Annotated in this window: 17 protein-coding genes; 10 read left to right on the top strand and 7 right to left on the bottom strand. The window is 53.8% G+C overall.

Going from position 1 to position 18,186, the window contains the following annotated elements; genetic code table 11:
* The first annotated feature begins 19 nt into the window (after positions 1-19).
* Both CJA_RS11260 and CJA_RS11255 read left to right on the top strand, forming a co-directional pair.
* Positions 20-1,195: a sigma-54 interaction domain-containing protein gene (locus CJA_RS11260; RefSeq protein WP_012487930.1), complete on the top strand. Its 1,176-nt coding sequence runs from the start codon at positions 20-22 to the stop codon at positions 1,193-1,195.
* Between the two features lie 192 nt (positions 1,196-1,387).
* Complete coding sequence (locus CJA_RS11255) at positions 1,388-2,452, top strand: ABC transporter substrate-binding protein (RefSeq protein ID WP_012487929.1); 1,065 nt, start codon at positions 1,388-1,390, stop codon at positions 2,450-2,452.
* 82 nt (positions 2,453-2,534) lie between these two features.
* Here the strand turns inward: CJA_RS11255 and CJA_RS11250 are convergent, their stop codons facing one another.
* From CJA_RS11250 to CJA_RS11235, 4 genes are all read right to left on the bottom strand, one after another.
* Positions 2,535-3,050, bottom strand: coding sequence for a DUF6886 family protein (locus CJA_RS11250; protein ID WP_041551467.1), 516 nt, complete (start codon positions 3,048-3,050; stop codon positions 2,535-2,537).
* Positions 3,051-3,147: 97 nt separating this feature from the next.
* The gene (locus tag CJA_RS11245; protein ID WP_012487927.1) at positions 3,148-3,567 is read right to left on the bottom strand and encodes an ExbD/TolR family protein; all 420 of its coding nucleotides are present in this window, start codon (positions 3,565-3,567) and stop codon (positions 3,148-3,150) included.
* Complete coding sequence (locus tag CJA_RS11240) at positions 3,567-4,298, bottom strand: MotA/TolQ/ExbB proton channel family protein (RefSeq protein WP_012487926.1); 732 nt, start codon at positions 4,296-4,298, stop codon at positions 3,567-3,569. Before CJA_RS11240 ends, CJA_RS11245 begins: the two co-directional genes overlap by 1 nt.
* Before the next feature lie 48 nt (positions 4,299-4,346).
* Positions 4,347-5,126, bottom strand: a complete 780-nt coding sequence (locus CJA_RS11235) for an energy transducer TonB (protein WP_012487925.1) — start codon at positions 5,124-5,126, stop codon at positions 4,347-4,349.
* Between the two features lie 599 nt (positions 5,127-5,725).
* On the opposite strand from CJA_RS11235, the gene CJA_RS11225 reads away from it, so the two are divergent.
* The 3 genes from CJA_RS11225 to CJA_RS11215 are packed head-to-tail and all read left to right on the top strand — an operon-like array spanning position 5,726 to position 8,471.
* A complete protein-coding gene (locus CJA_RS11225; RefSeq protein ID WP_041551465.1) occupies positions 5,726-6,802 on the top strand; it encodes an ABC transporter substrate-binding protein in 1,077 nt (358 codons plus the stop codon).
* Positions 6,799-7,653: an ABC transporter permease gene (locus CJA_RS11220; protein ID WP_012487921.1), complete on the top strand. Its 855-nt coding sequence runs from the start codon at positions 6,799-6,801 to the stop codon at positions 7,651-7,653. The genes CJA_RS11225 and CJA_RS11220 overlap by 4 nt, the downstream gene beginning before the upstream one ends.
* A gap of 56 nt (positions 7,654-7,709) precedes the next feature.
* Entirely contained in the window at positions 7,710-8,471 is a 762-nt protein-coding gene (locus CJA_RS11215; RefSeq protein ID WP_202944158.1) for an ABC transporter permease, read from the top strand.
* Here CJA_RS11215 and CJA_RS11210 read toward each other — a convergent pair.
* Genes CJA_RS11210 through CJA_RS11200 form a run of 3 tightly spaced genes read right to left on the bottom strand, consistent with a single transcriptional unit; the run spans position 8,468 to position 10,558 of the window.
* Entirely contained in the window at positions 8,468-9,574 is a 1,107-nt protein-coding gene (locus CJA_RS11210) for an LLM class flavin-dependent oxidoreductase (protein ID WP_012487919.1), read from the bottom strand. The genes CJA_RS11215 and CJA_RS11210 overlap by 4 nt on opposite strands.
* A gap of 11 nt (positions 9,575-9,585) precedes the next feature.
* Positions 9,586-9,789, bottom strand: a complete 204-nt coding sequence (locus CJA_RS11205) for a hypothetical protein (RefSeq protein ID WP_012487918.1) — start codon at positions 9,787-9,789, stop codon at positions 9,586-9,588.
* Positions 9,758-10,558, bottom strand: coding sequence for an efflux RND transporter periplasmic adaptor subunit (locus tag CJA_RS11200; RefSeq protein ID WP_012487917.1), 801 nt, complete (start codon positions 10,556-10,558; stop codon positions 9,758-9,760). Before CJA_RS11200 ends, CJA_RS11205 begins: the two co-directional genes overlap by 32 nt.
* Before the next feature lie 570 nt (positions 10,559-11,128).
* Here CJA_RS11200 and CJA_RS11195 point away from each other — a divergent pair.
* The 5 genes from CJA_RS11195 (at position 11,129) to CJA_RS11175 (ending at position 18,176) form a co-directional block, all read left to right on the top strand.
* On the top strand, positions 11,129-12,196 hold the full coding sequence (locus CJA_RS11195) for an ABC transporter substrate-binding protein (RefSeq protein ID WP_012487915.1): 1,068 nt from the start codon (positions 11,129-11,131) through the stop codon (positions 12,194-12,196).
* Positions 12,197-12,251: 55 nt separating this feature from the next.
* A complete protein-coding gene (locus CJA_RS11190) occupies positions 12,252-12,917 on the top strand; it encodes a class II aldolase/adducin family protein (RefSeq protein ID WP_012487914.1) in 666 nt (221 codons plus the stop codon).
* A gap of 72 nt (positions 12,918-12,989) precedes the next feature.
* Positions 12,990-14,345: an LLM class flavin-dependent oxidoreductase gene (locus CJA_RS11185; protein WP_041551464.1), complete on the top strand. Its 1,356-nt coding sequence runs from the start codon at positions 12,990-12,992 to the stop codon at positions 14,343-14,345.
* Positions 14,346-14,391: 46 nt separating this feature from the next.
* On the top strand, positions 14,392-16,275 hold the full coding sequence (locus CJA_RS11180) for an ABC transporter ATP-binding protein (RefSeq protein WP_012487912.1): 1,884 nt from the start codon (positions 14,392-14,394) through the stop codon (positions 16,273-16,275).
* On the top strand, positions 16,272-18,176 hold the full coding sequence (locus CJA_RS11175; protein WP_012487911.1) for an ABC transporter ATP-binding protein: 1,905 nt from the start codon (positions 16,272-16,274) through the stop codon (positions 18,174-18,176). The genes CJA_RS11180 and CJA_RS11175 overlap by 4 nt, the downstream gene beginning before the upstream one ends.
* Positions 18,177-18,186 lie beyond the last annotated feature (10 nt).

The raw sequence follows: 18,186 nt of genomic DNA, 5'->3' as shown, positions 1-18,186 counted from the left end.
CCAGCATTGAGTAATTATTGTGAGCGAAGATATCAAGCAACCCATGATCCTGTCGTTGGAAGGAGGCAACGCCCAGCCGTTGTCTGTCAGGGCCAAGGCATTGGTTTTCTCTGATCCCGTCTCAGCAGAGCTGCTCGATTATATTGAGCGTATAGCACCGAGTGAGGCGCCTGTGCTGATTGGTGGGGAAACGGGAACCGGTAAGGAATTGGTGGCCCGCCATATTCACCACCTGAGTGGCCGGAAAGGGCCTTTCCTGGCTGTTAATTGCGGTGCAATCAGTGACCAGTTGGCAGAAAGCGAATTGTTTGGCCATGAGGCAGGTTCATTTACCGGAGCGACCGGCAAGCGCGAGGGATGGTTCGAAGCAGCCAATGGCGGAACCCTGTTCCTCGATGAGATTGGCGATTTACCCCTGCCTTTGCAGGTCAAGCTGCTGCGTGTCTTACAGGAGCGTGAAGTCGTTCGCATCGGCTCGCGCAAAAGTATTCCAGTCGATGTGCGACTGGTGGCGGCAACCAACGTCGATTTGGATTATGCCGTGAACGCCGGGCACTTCCGACGCGACTTGCTTTATAGAATTAATATCGCCCATGTTCGCCTTCCCCCCTTGCGTGAGCGTCCTGGTGATATTTTGCCCCTGGCTGAATATTTTTTACGGAATTACAGCCAAAGGATGAGTTATAAGAAACCGGTGTTTTCCGAGCAGTCCATTGACCTGATGTTAAAGTACGCCTGGCCCGGCAATATCCGCGAGCTGGAAAATGTGATCCATTTTGCCCTGCTGGTATCCGGTGAGGACGTGATAAAGCCGGAACACCTGAAGGTTACTGGTGGTTGGGAACACCTGGATGGGCGTCGTCCATCCAGTTGGAATGATCATGTGCCTGGCTCTGTGTCGAATGGTATAGGCGTCAGCCTAAATGAAAGTCCCCTGGATATTATTGCGACGCAACTGCGCCGTTTATTCAAGCAGGGGGGGGACGACGCGTATTTTGATTGCCTGGAAAGTTTGATTGTCCATGAGGCGTTTGGTTACAGCAGCCACAACCAGGTTCATACCGCTGCTTTACTGGGAATATCGCGCAATGTGATGCGCACCTTGTTAAAACGCCATGGTTTGCTGCGCGATTCTTCTTTTGATGAATCTTCACGCGATGGTGCATCCCTGGCAACAGAGCATCGCTTGGGGTAATGCTGAATTTTGCACATCAATGTGACGGGCGATGTTTTTAATTGCACAGCCCAATAGATAATGCCTGTATCTGCTGCGTGAAAATACAGGGTTATCGCGGTGTTTATTCTGTAACAGACTCTGGCATGGGCCTTGCTTTTGAGCCAATTGCAACTGAATTAACCCATTGGCTTTTTAAAGGAGCAATCACACATGAGTCACTCAGAGCCGCTCGATGTCCTGTGGTATACCCGCTGCCCGGTTCCAACCGGTTTGGGAATCGCCGTCCAAAAAGGTTGGCTGGAAGAAAGTTTCAAATCCCAATGCACCGACATTAAATCGTTGCGTGAATCCAATGACCAGGCGGTGCGCGAATCACATTTCGATCACACCCTGGTTAACTCCGTGCGCCATGGCGGCAATATTCCCGCTATCTGGGCGCGTTCCGTCGGTCGCGAAACCCGTGTATTGGGTTTGTCCTGGGCGGATGAGGTACAACTGATTCTGACACTGCCTGAATCCGGTATTAAAACCGTCAAGGATCTCAAAGGCCGCAAATTCGGTTTACCCAAGTGGGAAAAAGTACAAATTGATTTCTCCCGCGCACAGGCACTGCGCGGTTTGGAAAATGCGCTCAAACTGGAAGGGCTGAGTGTAGCCGACGTGGAGCTGGTGGATTATGTGATTGGCGGTACTTACAGCGATGAGCCCGCCGCTAAATCCGAAACCGGCACCAATACCTTCAGCGGCCGTCGCCAGGGTGGCCGCGGTGCGGAATTGTTGGGGCTGTTGCGCGGCGAAGTGGACGCGATCTTCCTGAAAGGCGCTTCGGCGGCACACACCGCTCACCAGTTCGGTTTACATGTTGTTATAGATACAGGTTCGCACCCGGAGCCTCTGATCCGCGCCAACAACGGTACGCCGCGTACCCTGACAGTCGATATCAACCTGCTCGACAAGCACTTTGATTCGGCGGTGAATATCGTTGAGCAAGTGCTGCGCGCAGAGCAGTGGGCCTGGCAGCATCCAGACGATACGCGCCGCTTCCTCGCGCGCGAGACGAATAGCAGCGAGTATTGGGTAACCCAGGCCTATGGCAAGGATGCGCATCTGCGTTTGAAAACCGATTTATCCGAAACCTCAATCGCCGGTTTGCAGGATTTTATCAGCTTCCTGCATCGCTGGAATTTTATCCCCAACCTGGTGGATGCCCGTCAGTGGATAGATCCGCGTCCGCTGGAAACCGTATTGGCAAATATAAAACAATCTGCCGCCTGATTTAGCCACGTAATGTTTCGGGGAGCCTGGTGCTCCCTTTTTTTAGCTATGGAAATTGTGAAGACGAAAAAAATTTCACACCTCACGGCAGGGCATTGCGCAGGCGGATAATTGAAAAGGTGAGGGAGGACGTTTTGATGGTTTCCGCCATGGTGCGAAGCCGGGAGACTATGCGCAATTCAACTTCCCGGTTCAGCAGCTCGGATAAGGGCGAATCAATTTGACGGGCCGAAATAGGTGCAACTGTTTGGCAGGCTACAAAATAGCCCGCCGTGGTATCGGCACATGCAAAGGATTCGGCGGGCATTTCATAAAGCCATACCGGTGTATTGAGCGATTGATAAAGCCAGGGGGCTTCGATATAGATAATCACCTCGGCGGACGCCGCGCCAAAAAAATAGTGGATATCGCTTTCTGTGGAATGTGGCGCGCGGCGAATGGCAATCCTTGGACAATCGCGCGGAAGCAGGTAGTTGACCAGGTGTGACTCTGCAATAGCCCAGACGACAGGATAATCTATGCCTGCATCGGGGCTTGGCGGCAGGCGCGGTTCAAAAAGGTTAATGCCGGGTGTTTCACTGACGTGCCAGAGTTTCATCGACTGGATATCTACAGCGCTATTTGACAGGGTGGAATTAAAAGACCAAAAAGGCGGTATTTTCACCGTCTTTTTGGTCTTTTCCGATCAGAAAAAATTACAGGGAATCCTGTTGTGTAATCACCGCCAATTTATCGATGCCGGCGCGCTCGATAATCACCATGATTTTCGCCACTACACCGTAGGATACGGCTTCATCGGCATTCAGGCTCAGGCGTATATCCGGATTGGCCGCCTTGCGTGCGGCGAGTTCCTCTTCCACAAACTGGATCGGAAATTCTTCCTTATCGAGAAAAATCAATCCGTTGGCATCGATGCTTAAGGTCAGGGGTTTTTCCGGTTGCTGCACCTGGGGCGTGGATTCGGTTTTGGGCAGGTTGACGGTGATGGAGTTGGTCATCAAGGGAGCCGTGATAATAAATACCACCAGCAATACCAACATAACATCCACCATGGGTGTGATGTTGATTTCACTCAATACTTCGTCACTATCGTTGTTACTACTGGAAATAGCCATTATGCAAATACCTCGGTGGATTTATCGGTGCCGGTGTTGTTTTCGCTGTTGCGGCTGGGCAGTTTGGTAGTGATAGCGGTGGGCTTGATGCGGAAACCGGCTTTTTGCACCAGGGTAACAAAGTCGGTAGCGAAATCATCCAGGTCGGCGGCGATCAGTTTCAGGCGGCGCAGGAAGTAGTTGTAAGCCAGTACCGAGGGAATAGCCACAGCGATGCCGAAACCGGTAGCGACCAGCGCATGGCCAATGGGGCCGGCCACCACTTCGATGCTGGCCGACGAATTGCTGGTGATGGCTGTCAATGCCTCGATAATCCCGAACACGGTTCCAAACAGACCGACGAAGGGAGCTGTGGTGCCGATGGAGGCCAGGACCGCTAGGCCGCTTTCCAGTGAGCGGCGCTCTTTCTGGATTTGCTGGCGCAGGTGGCGCTCCAGTAAATCCTGGCGATCCCAGCTGTGTTCAAGGTCGAGTCCGTAACTGGAATCTGCACTGCGCAGGGTGCGGAAACCGACCTGTGCAACCTGTGCGGCAGAACCCTGATGGTTTTCCAATGCAGCGGCTGCATTCAGGTCTGTCGCGCTCCAAAAGGCGCGGGTAAAACGGCGATTGCGGTTACTGGCCAATATATTTTGTACGCCCTTTATCAGAATTAACGCCCAGGTGATGATCGAAAAGGCGATCAATAACCAAAAGGTCAGTTCTACAGCAAAGGTATAAAGCTCATTCATAATCTTACTCACTTACATCAAAAATTAATTGTTCAATGGATTGGGTATTTAGTTGGCCAGACGGAAATCAATCGGCACTTCTACCCAGGAGTCCGTTGCCGTCTCGCCCAGCTTTGCGGGTACAAATGTCCAGCGTTTTACCGCTTGTACAGCGGAGTCGTCGAGGATTTTACGACCGCTGGATTGTTTGATTTCCACGGCTTTGGGTTTGCCATTGGCCAGTACATGAACATTCAACAGCACTGTGCCTTCCCAGCCTTGCTGCTGGGCAAAGTCCGGATAGCGGGGCGCTGGATTGCGCAGGTAGCCCGCATCGGCAGTGGCTTTGGTTAACACTGGCTCGGCAGGTGGCGGCGGTGGTGCTGGAACAGGTTCTGGCACAATAACGTCCTGCACAGGCTCAGGTTTTTTCTCCACAGGTTTGGGTGGCTCTTTCTTCACTACAGGCTTGGGTTTTTCGACCACTGGCTCTGGTTTTGGTGGAGGAGGCTCTTCTTTCGGTTGCTCAGGCTGAGGTGGTTGCTCTACCGGCGGGCGATAAAACTCTACCGTCATGGGCGGAATTTCTGCCTTGGTAATCACTGGCTCAGGCTGGCTGAGCAGTTGCCAGGCGACAGCCAGGTGCGCAGCGCCGACCAGTAGTAGCGCCAGAAGGAAACTTCCACGGTGCTGCTTGGGTGGTGTAAGTTCGCCGAGTTTTTGTTGGCGTGGCACCAACACCACGACATCGGCTTTTTTGCGCGGTAAAGCGCGCTGCTCGACCGCAAGGTCGCGAACGTAATAGCGGGCATGACGTCGGCTTGCTGCTGAATAAGCATGTGCGCTCATGATAACTCCCATTGCGTTAATGCCTGCGCTGTTCGATCAGCTGTACTGCAGGGCGGTGATTCCAGGTGTTGTACTCTTGACTGTGTCAGTGTGGTGGTAGATAAAACCTGCCAGGGTCTGGTCATTAGTCATATCTGTTTCAAAGCAGAAAATATGCCATGCTGGAAATTTTTTGTTGCACTCTGCCCTGTGTGTGCAATTTTCAGCACTGCCGCATCACGGGCTGTTATTTTGATTGATTTTAATCGCCTGTGTTTAAAAACAAACACTGCATGTGCTTGTAATGCAACAGCGGGTATTGCTGCCCAAGTGTTTTGTTTTGCACATTTGCCCGGGTGCTGTTGGCAGTAAATGTTATTTTTTAAAACCCGGGATTTAATACAGGCCTTGTTTTAGTGAGTTTTACCGTAAATGCCTGGCAATGATTGCGGGATGGAATCAAAACGATAGTTACGCCTTCCCTATAAGCTGGTTCATATCTTGCTATTTATTAACTGTTAACTCTCTGCCGCTTGCGGGAGGGGTAGAAGGTGGTCAATCAACGGTTATCGATTGGCAATCAGTGTCAAACAATGGTTTGTAGGGTTGTGTGGTTTTTTATGACGTTTTTGAAAGTTGATATAGCGCGTTTGTGGTTTGCTGTATTCATTATAGTGGTATTGGCCAGGAGTGTATGTGCAAGTGCGGCAGAGCAGGTGTTGCGTGTTGCTGTAGTGGCCAATGCCAGTTCCGGTGAATTGACGTTTGCGGGTATTCCGCAAGTCGTTGCGCGCGATGAGTTATTTCGCGAGGCGCTGGCAAAACATAAGTATCGAATTGAATGGATTCCGGTGTCCACGGCGGCAGTGGCGACCCTGGTCAATGAGAGTTTTGCCAGTGGTAAAATTGATTTTGCCTTTTACGGTGACTTGCCATCGTTGATTTTAAATGCATCAGGTATCAGCACTCGCCTTATTGTACCGGGTAGTGTCGGCAACAATACTTATCTGGTCGTACCGCAAAATTCCATAGCAAAAACGATTCGCGATTTAAAGGGTAAGCGTATCGCCTTGCATCGAGGGCGCCCCTGGGAGGCAACCTTTGCCAAGTTGGTGGCCGCGGAGGGTTTAACGCTGCGCGATTTCCGTATTATGAACCTCAATCCCCAGGCCGGCGCAGCGGCAGTGTCTGCCGGCAATGTCGATGGCTTTTTTACCTTGAGTGATGCCCATGCCCTGACAGAAAAAGGCGTGGGGAAAATTATCTGGTCGACCAAGGTCGCACCTGTATCCTGGCGTATGCGTGCCGAACTTTGGGGCAGTAAATCCTTTGTAGACACTTATCCCGAGATTACCCAATTGCTGGCCACAGCGACTGTGCGCGCTGTGCATTGGGTGTCACAACCGGAGAACCAGGATGCTTATATCCGTGAGCAGGCGCGCATGGGCTTGCCTGAATCCCTGATCCGCCTGGATATCCTTGATGACAATATCAGCTGGAAAAATTATTGGTCACCGCTGGTGGGGCCTGACTTGCTGGAGCATTACCGTGATTTGAATGCATATGCCCGGAGTGCACGCCTGATTCGCAAGCCTGTCGCCGCAGAGGAATTGATTGAGGCCGGTTTTGTGAGTGTGGCTATTCAAGCCCTTGGACTGGAACATTATTGGCCAGTCCCGGTCGAGGCGAATGAATGAATCCGCTGAGCCCTGGTGTCGATGCCAAGGCGCAGGTAAAAGAACCGGTCATCGGGTTTGCTGTCCTGCGCCATATTTCCCTAAGGCCTTTGCAGCCACTGGCCGCCTGGATATCGCCCCTGGCGCTTTTATGGCTGTGGTATTGGGCGACATTGCAGCAGTGGGTTCCGGAGCAGATATTGCCGTCGCCCGCCCTGGTGTGGGCCAGTTTTGTTGAGCTAGCGGAGAGCGGTGAACTGCAGGATAACCTCAGTATCAGTTTATTTCGGTTATTCAGTGGCTTTGGGATAGGGGCAGTTGCGGGGGTTATTGTTGGTGTGTTGCTCGCTATTTCTCCCCAGGTTCGGGCTTACCTTGGCCTTACCTTTGAGCTTTTGCGTCATATTCCCACGCTGGTTATGGTCCCTATGCTGATTTTGTTATTGGGTATAGGCGAAACCTTCAAAATTGTAATTTTGGTAAAGGCGGTTTTCTTTCCGGTTGCACAAGCCGCAACCGATGCAGTGCGCAATATTCCCCGTGGTTTTATCGAAGTGGGGCGAGTCTATCAGCTTAAACCCCTGGCGTTGTATCGCGATATCTTACTGCCTGCCACTGTACCGCCGGTGCTTACCGGAATGCGTATAGCCTTGGGGCGTGCTTGGTTAATCCTGGTGGCGGTGGAGCTGCTGGCAGCGGATACAGGTATTGGTCAGATGATGGAGTTCGCACGGCAAATGTTGCGCCTCGATATTGTTTTGGTGGGTGTGGTGCTAACCGGGCTTATTGGCTTTGGCCTGGATAAAAGTTTGCGCCTGTTGGAGCATCGCCTGATGCGCTGGAAACCCTCTAACCCCAACGATAATCTGTGATGACAGGAGAAAACAGGGTGGCAGTACCTGCATTAAAAAATAATAGGCTCATCCCGTTGCAGACATGGCTTAGTGGTTGGAGCGGCTTGTTATTGCCCTTGTTGATTGTTGTACTTTGGCAATATACATCGAGTCGCAGTGCAACCCATGCCTATGCTTTTGTTCCTTTACAGGATGTCGGCCGTACATTCCTGGAACTGGTTTATTCCGGTGAATTATGGATTAACTTTTGTGGCAGCCTGGAGCGAACAGCCCTGGGGCTTTCGTTGGGAGTTGTTGCGGGAGTATCCCTTGGTTTGTTGATGTATTACGCGCGCCTGGTTGCGCTGCTGGTGAATCCGCTCTACAACGCGCTCCGCCAGGTTCCACTGTTGGGCTTAACCCCTTTGATCGGCTTGTGGTTTGGCAATGGCGATGAGGCCAAGGTGTTTATTATTGCACTGGCCGCGTTTTATCCCATGGTGCTGAACAGTTATGAAGGTTTGCGCAATGTCGATGGGCGCTTTCGCGAGGTGGGTCAGATTTACGGTTTTAGTCGCTGGCAGCAATTTCGCCTGGTACTGTGGCCGGCGGCATTGCCGAATCTGGTTACGGGTTTATTGTTGGCGATTCCGTTCGCCTGGATCACCTGTATTGGCAGTGAGTTACTGTTCAATGCCGGAGCTGGCCTTGGCAACCTGATGATGACCGCTGAGGCTTCCGCACGCATGGATATCATCCTGATTTGTGCGCTGGTGGTCACCCTGCTGGGCGTGGTGATGAATTATGCAGTTTCTGTGTTGGGTAATTATTTGCTGCGCTGGCGGGGAAAGCCTTAGCCGGCAGACACCAGGTCTTTGGTATCCAGGATGGCGCGCAGTGACCTTTCTGTTCGCCGCATGGAAACCGGTTTGTCCACCTCGAACGGCAACAGCGGAAATACCTGTTCGGCGACGCGGTAGGCTTCTTCCAGGCGCGGGCTGCCCGAGAGGATAAAGGTGTCTATGCCCGCGTTGTAATACTCCAGCAAACGGTCGGCAACGGTCTGCGGCGAGCCGACCAGGGCTGTGCCCGGCCCCTTGCCGGTCAGGGTGTAACCGGCCCAGAGGTTGGGGGCGACCTCGAACTCCCGTGCATCCTTGCTCAGGGATTTATTTTTTACCAGTTCCGTTGTGCGCTGCACGCCGACCGAATCCGAGGTGGCCCTGACCTTGAGCGCGACCTCAATTTTTTCCTTGTCGAAGCCGTCGTAAATCCGCTGGGTTTCCGCCCAGGCCAGCTCATCGGTATCGCGCACAATCAAATGCAGGCGCATACCGTATTTCAGTGTGCGCCCCAGCTTGCCCGCTTCCTCTTTTACCCGCTGGATTTTTTCCGCGGCCATCTCCACCGGCTCACCCCAGGTAAGGTAGGTCTGCATTTGCCGCGCCGCCAATTGAATTGCGGGGTCCGATGAGCCGGCGAAAAATAATTCCGGGTGCGGCTGTTGTACCGATTCGACCTGCAACTGGGCACCGCGCGCCCGGATGTATTTGCCCTCGAAGGTTGTCTGCTCGCCGCTGAACAACTGGCGGAACAGCGACCAGTATTCCTCGGCCATGGCATAGCGCTCGTCGTGTTCGAGAAATAAACCATGGGCCAGCGCGATGCGCGTTTCACCGAGGATAGCGTTGATCACTAGCCGCCCCTTGGACAATTTATCCAGGGTGGCCGCCTGCGAGGCCAGTTGCAGCGGCGAGGTGACCCCGGCATAAGCCGCCACCAGGAATTTCACCCGCTCGGTGTGTTGCGCCAGGGCCGCGGCAGTGGTCCACATATCGGCACCGCCGGCGCCTATGGCGAGCAGGTAGCCGGTGTAGCCCAGGTGATCCAGGGCTCGCGCCAGCATCTGCGGCGGATGGCGATTGTCATCGCCGTAACGCCAGAACAATCTCATGCTCATGGTGGTATTCCTCAGGCGGTGGCTTGGCGAGGCGTGCGGGGTAACAGCGGTTGTTCGGCAACCAACTGGCGGGCGAGGTTTAACGGTTCATGGACAATCCAGGCGGCGAAATCAAAATCGGCGGCGAGGAAACCCCATTGATGCAGGAAACGTTTCTGATGCTCAAGCCCGGCGACCACATCGTCATTCAGTGAAGGAATCAGGTGCTGATGCAATTCCGCACCGTAAGCCGCCGCCGCATCGGCTTCGCTGCTGCCGGTTTCCGTGGCGACCAGCTTGAGTGCCGCCTGCGGATGCTGGCTTGCCCAGTCGCCGGTTTTCAATTGCCAGGGGAGCACTGTCACCAGGGGTAATGTTGTTGCCGGCATCCACCTGGCGCAGGCCAATACGGCCGCTGATGGGCGCTGTAATCCGGGTAAATTCCACTTGCAATTGCGCCTGGGCCAGGGCGCCTTCATCGGCGTTCACTGTTCCCTGGTATTGCGCTACCAGGGAGGACTGGGCGTCGATCTGTTGTTGCGACAAACTTTGTTGCTGGTGCAAGGCCTGGTAGCGCTGCAAATCGCGGCGCGCGTTAGCCAGCAAAGCGCGATTGCGCTCCAGCTGGCCTTTGACTTGCTCCAGGGCGGCGGTAAACGGGCGGTTATCAATGCGTGCGAGCAACTGCCCTTGCTGCACTTCTTGCCCTTCTTCAAACAGCACCTGTTGCAATTGCCCGGCAACGCGTGCGCGCACTTCTACACTGGCCGCGGGTATAACAGTGCCCAGGCCTGTTTGCACGATATTCAGGAGCCGCCGCTCAACCCTGGCGACCAATACCGGCACAGCAGGTGTATTGCGTGCCCCTGTAACGGGAGTTCGGGGATCTGTTCTGGCGCTTTTGTCTGTCCACAAGGTACCCGCGATGGCGGCGATCACCAGCAAACTGGCCAGCCCGTACCAGAACGTTTTTTTGCGCAACAGCGCTGTATATCGGCTACTCATCGGGGTATCCACAAAATCCGCAACAACAAAAATAATCAGAATGGCTGCTTTGCGTGTACCTGCCGGAATGAGCGGTTATTCAGCGGGCAACACATAAGCGATCCGGCAGGTGCGGGAGCAATATGCATACCACTTGATCCTGAGGGCCGGGACCTGGCTGCAAATGGGTCATTGCAGATACCCGGGTATGGTTTTTACCGCAGCAGTTGCTGTGCAGTTGTTATAAAAACAACAGTTGCTGTTGCGTTGTTAGCAAAAATAGCTGTGCCTTTTTAAACATTTTATTTTTGTTGATTGTTGTCTTTTGCACAGCCTGTACCGATTTTTGCAGGGGTAATCTGTTGGCAAAGCAGCAGAATTTTTTCTGGCTGATACGGGCATGTCGTTCGCGATGATGTTAACGGACTGGTGTAAATCGGCAGGAATTAGCGAGAAATCAAGGCAATAGAAAAAAACTTCCACCAATTCCCTGCGATTTTTCCAGTGCAATTGATACTGGAATTTTTTCTGGCATAGAAGCTGCTAACACCCGTTTTGACATTGGTTATCGACTCAAACGGAGTACAGATTATGACGCAACAGGATTTAAATACCGTGGAGCTTTGGTACACCCGCTGCGGTGCAGCAACAGCTTCTGCACTGGCCATTCGCAAAGGCTGGCTGCAAGAGGAATTTGCCAAACCCGGTACAACACTTCACTCACTGCGTGAATCACACAGCCTGGCAACACGCAATTCCCATTACAACCACAACCAGTCCGGCATGTTCCGCGAAGGTGGAAATATCCCGCCCATTTGGGCCAAGGGTTCAGGGCAGGATACCGTCGTGGTAGGCATTACCTGGCTGGATGAATACCAGGGCATCCTCACCCGCGCTGACAGTGGTATCCGCACGGTTGCCGATTTAAAAGGCAAACGCCTGGGCGTGCCTTTGCACCGCAATGCTGTCATTGATTTCCAGCGCGGTGCTGCGCAGCACGGTTATGAAACGGCGCTGCGCTTGGCGGACTTGAGCGTAGAGGACGTCACCCTGGTAGATATAGAAGCGCCCAGTTATGACACCCAGGATGGCCCGCGCCGGGAGCCGCGCGAATCCGGTCGTTCGGTTGAAGTAGCGGCATTGGAAGCCGGTGAGGTGGATGCCATTTTCCTGCGTTTTGCACGCGGTTATCGCCTGTCACAAGATCCGCGCTTCCATCAGGTCATTAACATTAATGATTTGCCGGATCACTTGCTGCGGGTAAACAACGGCACACCGCGCCCGGTCACTGTCGATCGCGCGTTCCTGGAAAAAAATCCGGAGGTGGTTGTGCGCTACCTGGCGGTATTGCTGGAAACCGCTGATTGGGCCAGGGAGCATCCCGATGAAGTGATTGAACTGCTGCGCGCCGATGGCAGTGATATTACCCGCGAGGAAGTCATCGGTTCCCATGGCGACCAACTGCATCTGCATTTTGAGCCAAAACTGATTCCTGAATATGTGCTCGGGTTGGAAGTGCAAAAGGATTTCCTGCATCGCTGGGGTTACTTTGAAAAAGACTTCAGCGTGAGAACCTGGATTGAATACTGGCCATTGGCACGTGCGCAAAAACTCTATGAAGAGCGCAAAGCTGCGCGTGCGGCTAACAAGGCAGCCTGATAGTGATTACCCACCGCAATCGTTAATTGATCGAAAATTTTTAAAGGTAGAAATTATGTCTGTTACCCATGAAGCTGAACTGGTTGCCTATATTGAGCAAGCCAAATCCGATGCAATCCATGCATTCCAAACCCTGAGCAGGAATGGCACCTTGTCGGCCAGTCTTACCTTTCACATTACCCATCGTATTCCCGAGACCGACCACCTGTTGAATATTCGTTTTCCCGGCGGTTTGGCGCGCGACCAAAGCCCCAAAGTGAGTTTGTCTTCCTTTGCGGAAAACAAAAACCTGGTACTGCACGAAGCGCGCCTGGATGCCGATACCGTGATCCACGCCCATACCAATTTCCTGTCGGGTTGGTCGTTGGCACACAAGCCGTTTCCAATCCTGTATGTGGCCGCGGCGCGCCACCTGCTTGCGCGTGAAATTCCCAACCACCTGGAGCGTACCCGCAGTGTGTTGGAGGTAATTCGCGAGCGCCTGGATAATCACCCGGAACTGGCTCCACCACCGGCGCTGCTCGAATCCAACGGCGGTGCCAATTTCTGGGGTAAAGGCATTATCAAGACGTCGGAGCTGATCCTGTTTATTGAAGAGGCGGCACGCTATCAGGCGATTGCCGAGCAGATTGGCGGTGCCCAGGTATACACACCCGGCGCGCTGGAACTGCAATGGAAGCGCACTGGCCTGTTGGAAAAGTCTTACGCCTACGCGGGTTAATAACCCGGTTTAATCGAGGGGGAAGGGTTGTCCCTCTCCCCGTAAATTATTTTTTTGCTGAGATATGCGACCGTGACCACCCAAAAACGTCAATTGATTCTCAACGTATTCCTGCAGCGCTTTGGCCATCACCTGGCGGCCTGGCGCCATCCCAGCTCCGCAGACAATGGCCGCCCCAGCCTCGATTGGTGGGTGCGCGGTGCGCAGCTGGCAGAAGCCGCGAAATTCCACACCTTTTTCCTCGCCGATTTTATTGGGCGCTCGGGTGAAATAACGGCCGATACCGGACGCAGCGGCATCAGCTACCAGTTTGAGCCCTTCACCCTGTTATCGGCGATTGCCATGAAAACCAAACACATAGGCCTGGTGGCGACGGTGAATACCAATTACGACCATCCCTACCATGTCGCGCGCAAATTTACCTCGCTGGATCATTTAAGCAATGGCCGCGCCGGCTGGAATATTGTGTCTTCCTTTTCACCGCACACCGCATTGAATTTCGGTTTGGATGAGCCTCGTGCCCACGAAGATCGCTATGAGCGCGCCGCAGAATTTGTCGAGTTATCCAAGCGCTTGTGGGATTCCTGGGATGATGATGCCTTTGACCATCCCGATCGTGCAGCAGGGCAATTTTACGATCCTGCGTCAGCGCATCCACTGCAATTCAAGGGCGAGTACCTGGGCTCAGATGGTCTGCTGGATTTTCCGCGGCCTATCCAGGGTTATCCGGTGCTGGTGCAGGCCGGTAATTCGGATACCGGGCGCGAGTTTGCTGCGCGTATCGCTGAAATGAGTTACTGCTCAGCGCAATCGCTGGAAGTGGCACAGGCGTTTTACAAGGATGTAAAAAGCCGTATGGCCAAATATGGTCGCGCCGAAGACCAGTTGAAAATCACTCCCGGCCTATCGGTCGTTGTGGCCGAAACGGATCAGGAAGCGCAGGATAAATTTGGCGAGTTGCAGGATCTGGTCGATGTCAGCAACGTACACTTCGGCGGATTTGACCTTTCCGCCTATGACGTCGATGGTCCCTTGCCTGATTTGCCCTACCAGAGTGGCGAAAATGGCCGTGGCCGTTTCCAGCAGCAATTGGAATTAGCGCGCCGTGAGAACCTGTCTATTCGTCAATTGGTGCTGCGATTCCGTGTCGCGCGCGGTCATTTGCAGGCCATAGGTTCGGTGAAAACCGTGGCGGACACTATCGAACAATGGTTTGTCGAGCGCGGTGCAGATGGCTTTAACGTGGTACCACCTTATCTGCCCCAGGGCTTTGAGGATTTCACCCGCCTGGTGGTACCTGAATTGCAGCGTCGCGGTATTTTCCGCACTGAGTACGAAGGCGGGACTTTCCGTGAAAGCCTGGGATTGGATCGACCTGAGAACCCTTACAGCCAGCGACACAATACCCAAAAACATCGCGTGGCCTGAAGCTTGTTGGCTAGTTGATTTAGCCCCTTTTTTTGATGATAGACGTATGGCCAAACCTTCTTCCGGGGATGCTGCTGTTGCGGTAGTCCCCGCTATTGATTTTAAAACCATGCCCCAGGTGCTCTGGCGCCTTAACCGCCTGGCATTGAATTATCCCTGGCGTTTTGCTGCAGCGATTAGCTGTGCCCTGGGCGCTGCCATATTGGGCCTGGTAACACCGCGCCTGCTGGGGGAATCGATTAACCATGCCATGGTGTTGCTGGCAGGTTCACACGCGGTAGTTGGCAGTGCAACCCACGCGTTATGGCTTTCAGCCGGATTGATTGTGGTAGCGGCCAGCCTGCGTGGTGTGTGTACCGGCGTGCAGGGCTATTTGGGCGAAAACATTGCCCAGCGTGTCGGCTACGATTTGCGCCTGGCGTTTTTTGACAAACTGCAAAAACTGGATTTTACCTTTCACGATCTGCGTCACTCCGGCGATTTGATCGCGCGCGGGATGCTTGACCTGGAGGGCGTGCGCGCCTTCCTCGAAATGGGTGTGCTGCGCATTATCACCCTGGTGTTATTGCTGGGGGTTGGCAGTTGGCGTTTGCTGGGTGTTGACCCGGCACTGGGAGCCTTGGCGCTGAGTTTTGTTCCGGTGGTATTGGTGCGTGCAAGCTCTATGGGAATACGCCTGCGCCGCACCTGGTTGCGCCTGCAAGAGCTAATGTCAGATATGACGTTAAAAATGGAGGAGAACCTGCAAGGGGTGCGGGTTGTGCGCGCTTTTTCCCGCCAGCAATATGAATTGCAGCGCTTCGACGAAGTATCGGCGCGCGCGCTCAAGGTAGCTGATGAACGTATCAGTGCGCGGGTCTGGTCCATGAGTATTATGAACCTGGCATTTTATACGGCGATGGGATTGGTGCTTTGGTTTGGGGGTAAGCGTGTTGCCGAAGGCAGTTTCAGTTTGGGATTGCTGACGGAATTCCTGACATTTATGTTGATCCTGCAACAGCCGGTGCGCCAGGTGGGGATGATTGTGAATGCCGGCGCACGCGCCAGTTCTGCCGGTGGTCGCCTGTTTGAAATCCTCGATGCCCAACCCGCAATCAGCGATGCAGCTGGTGCACAACCCTTACAACTTGGCCAGGGAGAATTGCGTTTCGAGCGCGTGGGTTTTACCTATCCCGGTACAGATTCACCCGCTTTGTACGATATCAGTTTCCAGGTGCGTATTGGCCAGACATTGGCTATTGTCGGCCCGCCGGGAAGCGGCAAATCCACCATCGCCCAACTGATTCCCCGCTTCTATGATGTGGACCAGGGTTGTATTGCTATTGATGGCCAGGACATTCGCCAACTGACCCTGGCGTCATTGCGTGAACATGTCAACCTGGTACAACAGGATGTATTTTTATTTGACACCAGTGTGTATCACAACCTGGCCTACAGCGAGCCACTGGCAGACGCTGCCGATGTACGCGATGTCGCTGAGCAAGCACAAATCCATGAGCATATCGCACGCTTGCCGGCGGCTTATGAAACCCGTGTCGGCGAGCGCGGTGTCGCGCTGTCCGGCGGTCAGCGCCAGCGCATGTCGATTGCACGCGGCCTGTTAAATAAACCCGGCTTGCTAATCCTCGACGATGCCACTGCCGCAATAGATGCACTCACGGAAGCGCGGGTGCGCGAGCGACTGCGCGACCAGGCCAATGAGCGCGCTACCATCATCATTGCCCACCGGCTGTCTTCGGTAAAACACGCCGATGAAATCCTGGTGCTGGAGCAGGGGCGCATTGTGGAGCGGGGCAACCACGACCAATTGCTCGCCCAGGGTGGCCAGTATGCCGCGCTCTGGCAATTGCAATACGCCAGTGCACAGTTGCCCGACCAACTGCGGCCAGATACCGCGTCGCGGTTAGATATAGGGACACGTTGTTCATGACTATGCCGGCTTCTCCTTCACCCTTGTCATCGTCCTTGCTTAACGATCAACCTGCGGGGCGTTTCCCGGGCGGTGGCGGTCGTTTGGGTACTCCCGACCAGGATGGTGTCAACCTTGACGATGATATTTTTATCCGTTTTGACAGCGGCATTATGGGACGTTTGTGGGGTTATATCCGCCCTTATCGATTGCCATTAACGGGCTGCATGTTAGCTGTGGTGCTTTACGCCCTGGTACAGGTTGCAATCCCTCTGGCAATTCGCGGCGTAGTGGATAATGCGGCGGAAACCGCTGCACTATCCACAGTGCTGCCATTATCCACAGCGCTGCCATTTGCCCTGGCGATATTTGCTGTGCTGGTACTATTGAATTTTGCGTTTAATTTCCTGCAGGAGTGGGGCACTGCACGTATTGCCCAGCGAGTCATTTTTAATTTGCGCCGCGCCATGTTTGCCCATTTACAGCAGGTGTCTTTGGGCCTGCTTGACCAAACCCAGGTAGGGCGCCTGATGGCGCGCTTGCAGGGCGATGTAAATGCCTTGCAGGAATTTATGGAGAGTTCCATTTCTGCGCTGGGTGATCTATGCCTGCTGTTGGGAATTGTTGTGGTGCTGTTGGTGCTCGATTGGCAGTTGGGATTGCTGACGCTGGCAGTATTGCCCGTATTGGTCTTGATCCGCCTGGTGTGGCTGCCCTGGGCCAGGCGCCAGTTTCGCCGCGCGCGCGAGGCATCGTCGCGCGTCAACTCCGCACTTGCAGAAAATATCAATGGTATTCGCACTGTGCAGGAAAACCGCCGCGAATCCTTCAACTTTAATCGCTATGAACCTATAGCGCGGGAAAACCTGGACGCCCAGCTGGGCTCGTCGCGCGCCTCGCAGATCATGGTGCCGAGTGTGGATATCCTCACCGGGTTTGCCATGGCCATCGTGGTGGTGGCAGGTGGTGTAGCGGTATTGCACAGCCGTGTGGAGGTTGGTGTGATGGTTGCTTACCTGTTTTATGTGCAGCGCTTTTTCGATCCCATTCGCACCCTGTCTATGCAATACACGGTATTGCAGCGCGCCATGGCCGCGGCCTACCGGATTTTCGAAGTATTGGATTTGCCGGTCACCCTGCAGGATAAGCCCAATGCGCGCGTGCTGGATAATCCAGTGCCGGATATTGAGTTCCGTGCAGTGACTTTTGGTTACAAACCCAATCAACCGGTATTGCACAACATCAGTTTTCATATCGCACCTTATACCACCGCTGCACTGGTCGGCCCCACCGGCTCGGGCAAAACCAGTATTACTGCTTTGTTGCACCGTTTTTATGATGTATGGCAAGGGCAGGTATTGATTGATGGACAGGATGTGCGCGACCTTACCCAGGATTCCCTCGGCCATGTGATTGGCATGGTGTTACAGGAGCCGTTTTTATTTTCTGGCAGCATTATGGATAACCTGCGTTACGGTTCTACAAACGCCAGTGATGAAGAGGTGATTGCCGCAGCCAAAGCCGTGCGCGCCCACGATTTTATTGAACGCCTGCCCCAGGGGTACCAAACCCCGCTGGGCCAGCGCGGTCGCAACCTGTCGATTGGCCAGCGCCAGTTGCTGAGTTTTGCCCGCACCTTGTTGATGAATCCGCGCATACTTATCCTCGATGAGGCCACCGCCAATATCGACAGCTTTACCGAGGCGGAAATCCAGCGCGCACTGCGTGTACTCTGCGCAGGTCGCACCAGTATTATCATTGCCCATCGCCTGGCAACCATCCGCGCAGCAGACCAAATACTGGTGCTAAACCATGGTCGCCTGGTGGAGCAGGGCAACCATCAACAGTTAATGCAGCAGGGTGGTTTGTATTACCAGCTCAATACCAGTAACCAATCATCGTTTGATGAGTTGGCGGATTGACGTTTTTGAG

The sequence above is a fragment of the Cellvibrio japonicus Ueda107 genome (assembly GCF_000019225.1).
In the GTDB taxonomy this organism is placed as follows: domain Bacteria; phylum Pseudomonadota; class Gammaproteobacteria; order Pseudomonadales; family Cellvibrionaceae; genus Cellvibrio; species Cellvibrio japonicus.
The sequence above is the reverse complement of the archived record's forward strand: the minus strand, read 5'-3'. Positions and strand labels throughout refer to the sequence as shown.

What these genes read in the sequence shown, in the direction of transcription:
- CJA_RS11255 (WP_012487929.1), top strand. Translation starts at nt 1,388, where the DNA reads ATGAGTCACTCAGAGCCGCTCGATGTCCTGTGGTATACCCGCTGCCCG.
- CJA_RS11250 (WP_041551467.1), bottom strand. Translation starts at nt 3,050, where the DNA reads ATGAAACTCTGGCACGTCAGTGAAACACCCGGCATTAACCTTTTTGAA.
- CJA_RS11245 (WP_012487927.1), bottom strand. Translation starts at nt 3,567, where the DNA reads ATGGCTATTTCCAGTAGTAACAACGATAGTGACGAAGTATTGAGTGAA.
- CJA_RS11240 (WP_012487926.1), bottom strand. Translation starts at nt 4,298, where the DNA reads ATGAATGAGCTTTATACCTTTGCTGTAGAACTGACCTTTTGGTTATTG.
- CJA_RS11235 (WP_012487925.1), bottom strand. Translation starts at nt 5,126, where the DNA reads ATGAGCGCACATGCTTATTCAGCAGCAAGCCGACGTCATGCCCGCTAT.
- CJA_RS11225 (WP_041551465.1), top strand. Translation starts at nt 5,726, where the DNA reads ATGACGTTTTTGAAAGTTGATATAGCGCGTTTGTGGTTTGCTGTATTC.
- CJA_RS11220 (WP_012487921.1), top strand. Translation starts at nt 6,799, where the DNA reads ATGAATCCGCTGAGCCCTGGTGTCGATGCCAAGGCGCAGGTAAAAGAA.
- CJA_RS11210 (WP_012487919.1), bottom strand. Translation starts at nt 9,574, where the DNA reads ATGAGCATGAGATTGTTCTGGCGTTACGGCGATGACAATCGCCATCCG.
- CJA_RS11200 (WP_012487917.1), bottom strand. Translation starts at nt 10,558, where the DNA reads ATGAGTAGCCGATATACAGCGCTGTTGCGCAAAAAAACGTTCTGGTAC.
- CJA_RS11195 (WP_012487915.1), top strand. Translation starts at nt 11,129, where the DNA reads ATGACGCAACAGGATTTAAATACCGTGGAGCTTTGGTACACCCGCTGC.
- CJA_RS11190 (WP_012487914.1), top strand. Translation starts at nt 12,252, where the DNA reads ATGTCTGTTACCCATGAAGCTGAACTGGTTGCCTATATTGAGCAAGCC.
- CJA_RS11180 (WP_012487912.1), top strand. Translation starts at nt 14,392, where the DNA reads ATGGCCAAACCTTCTTCCGGGGATGCTGCTGTTGCGGTAGTCCCCGCT.
- CJA_RS11175 (WP_012487911.1), top strand. Translation starts at nt 16,272, where the DNA reads ATGACTATGCCGGCTTCTCCTTCACCCTTGTCATCGTCCTTGCTTAAC.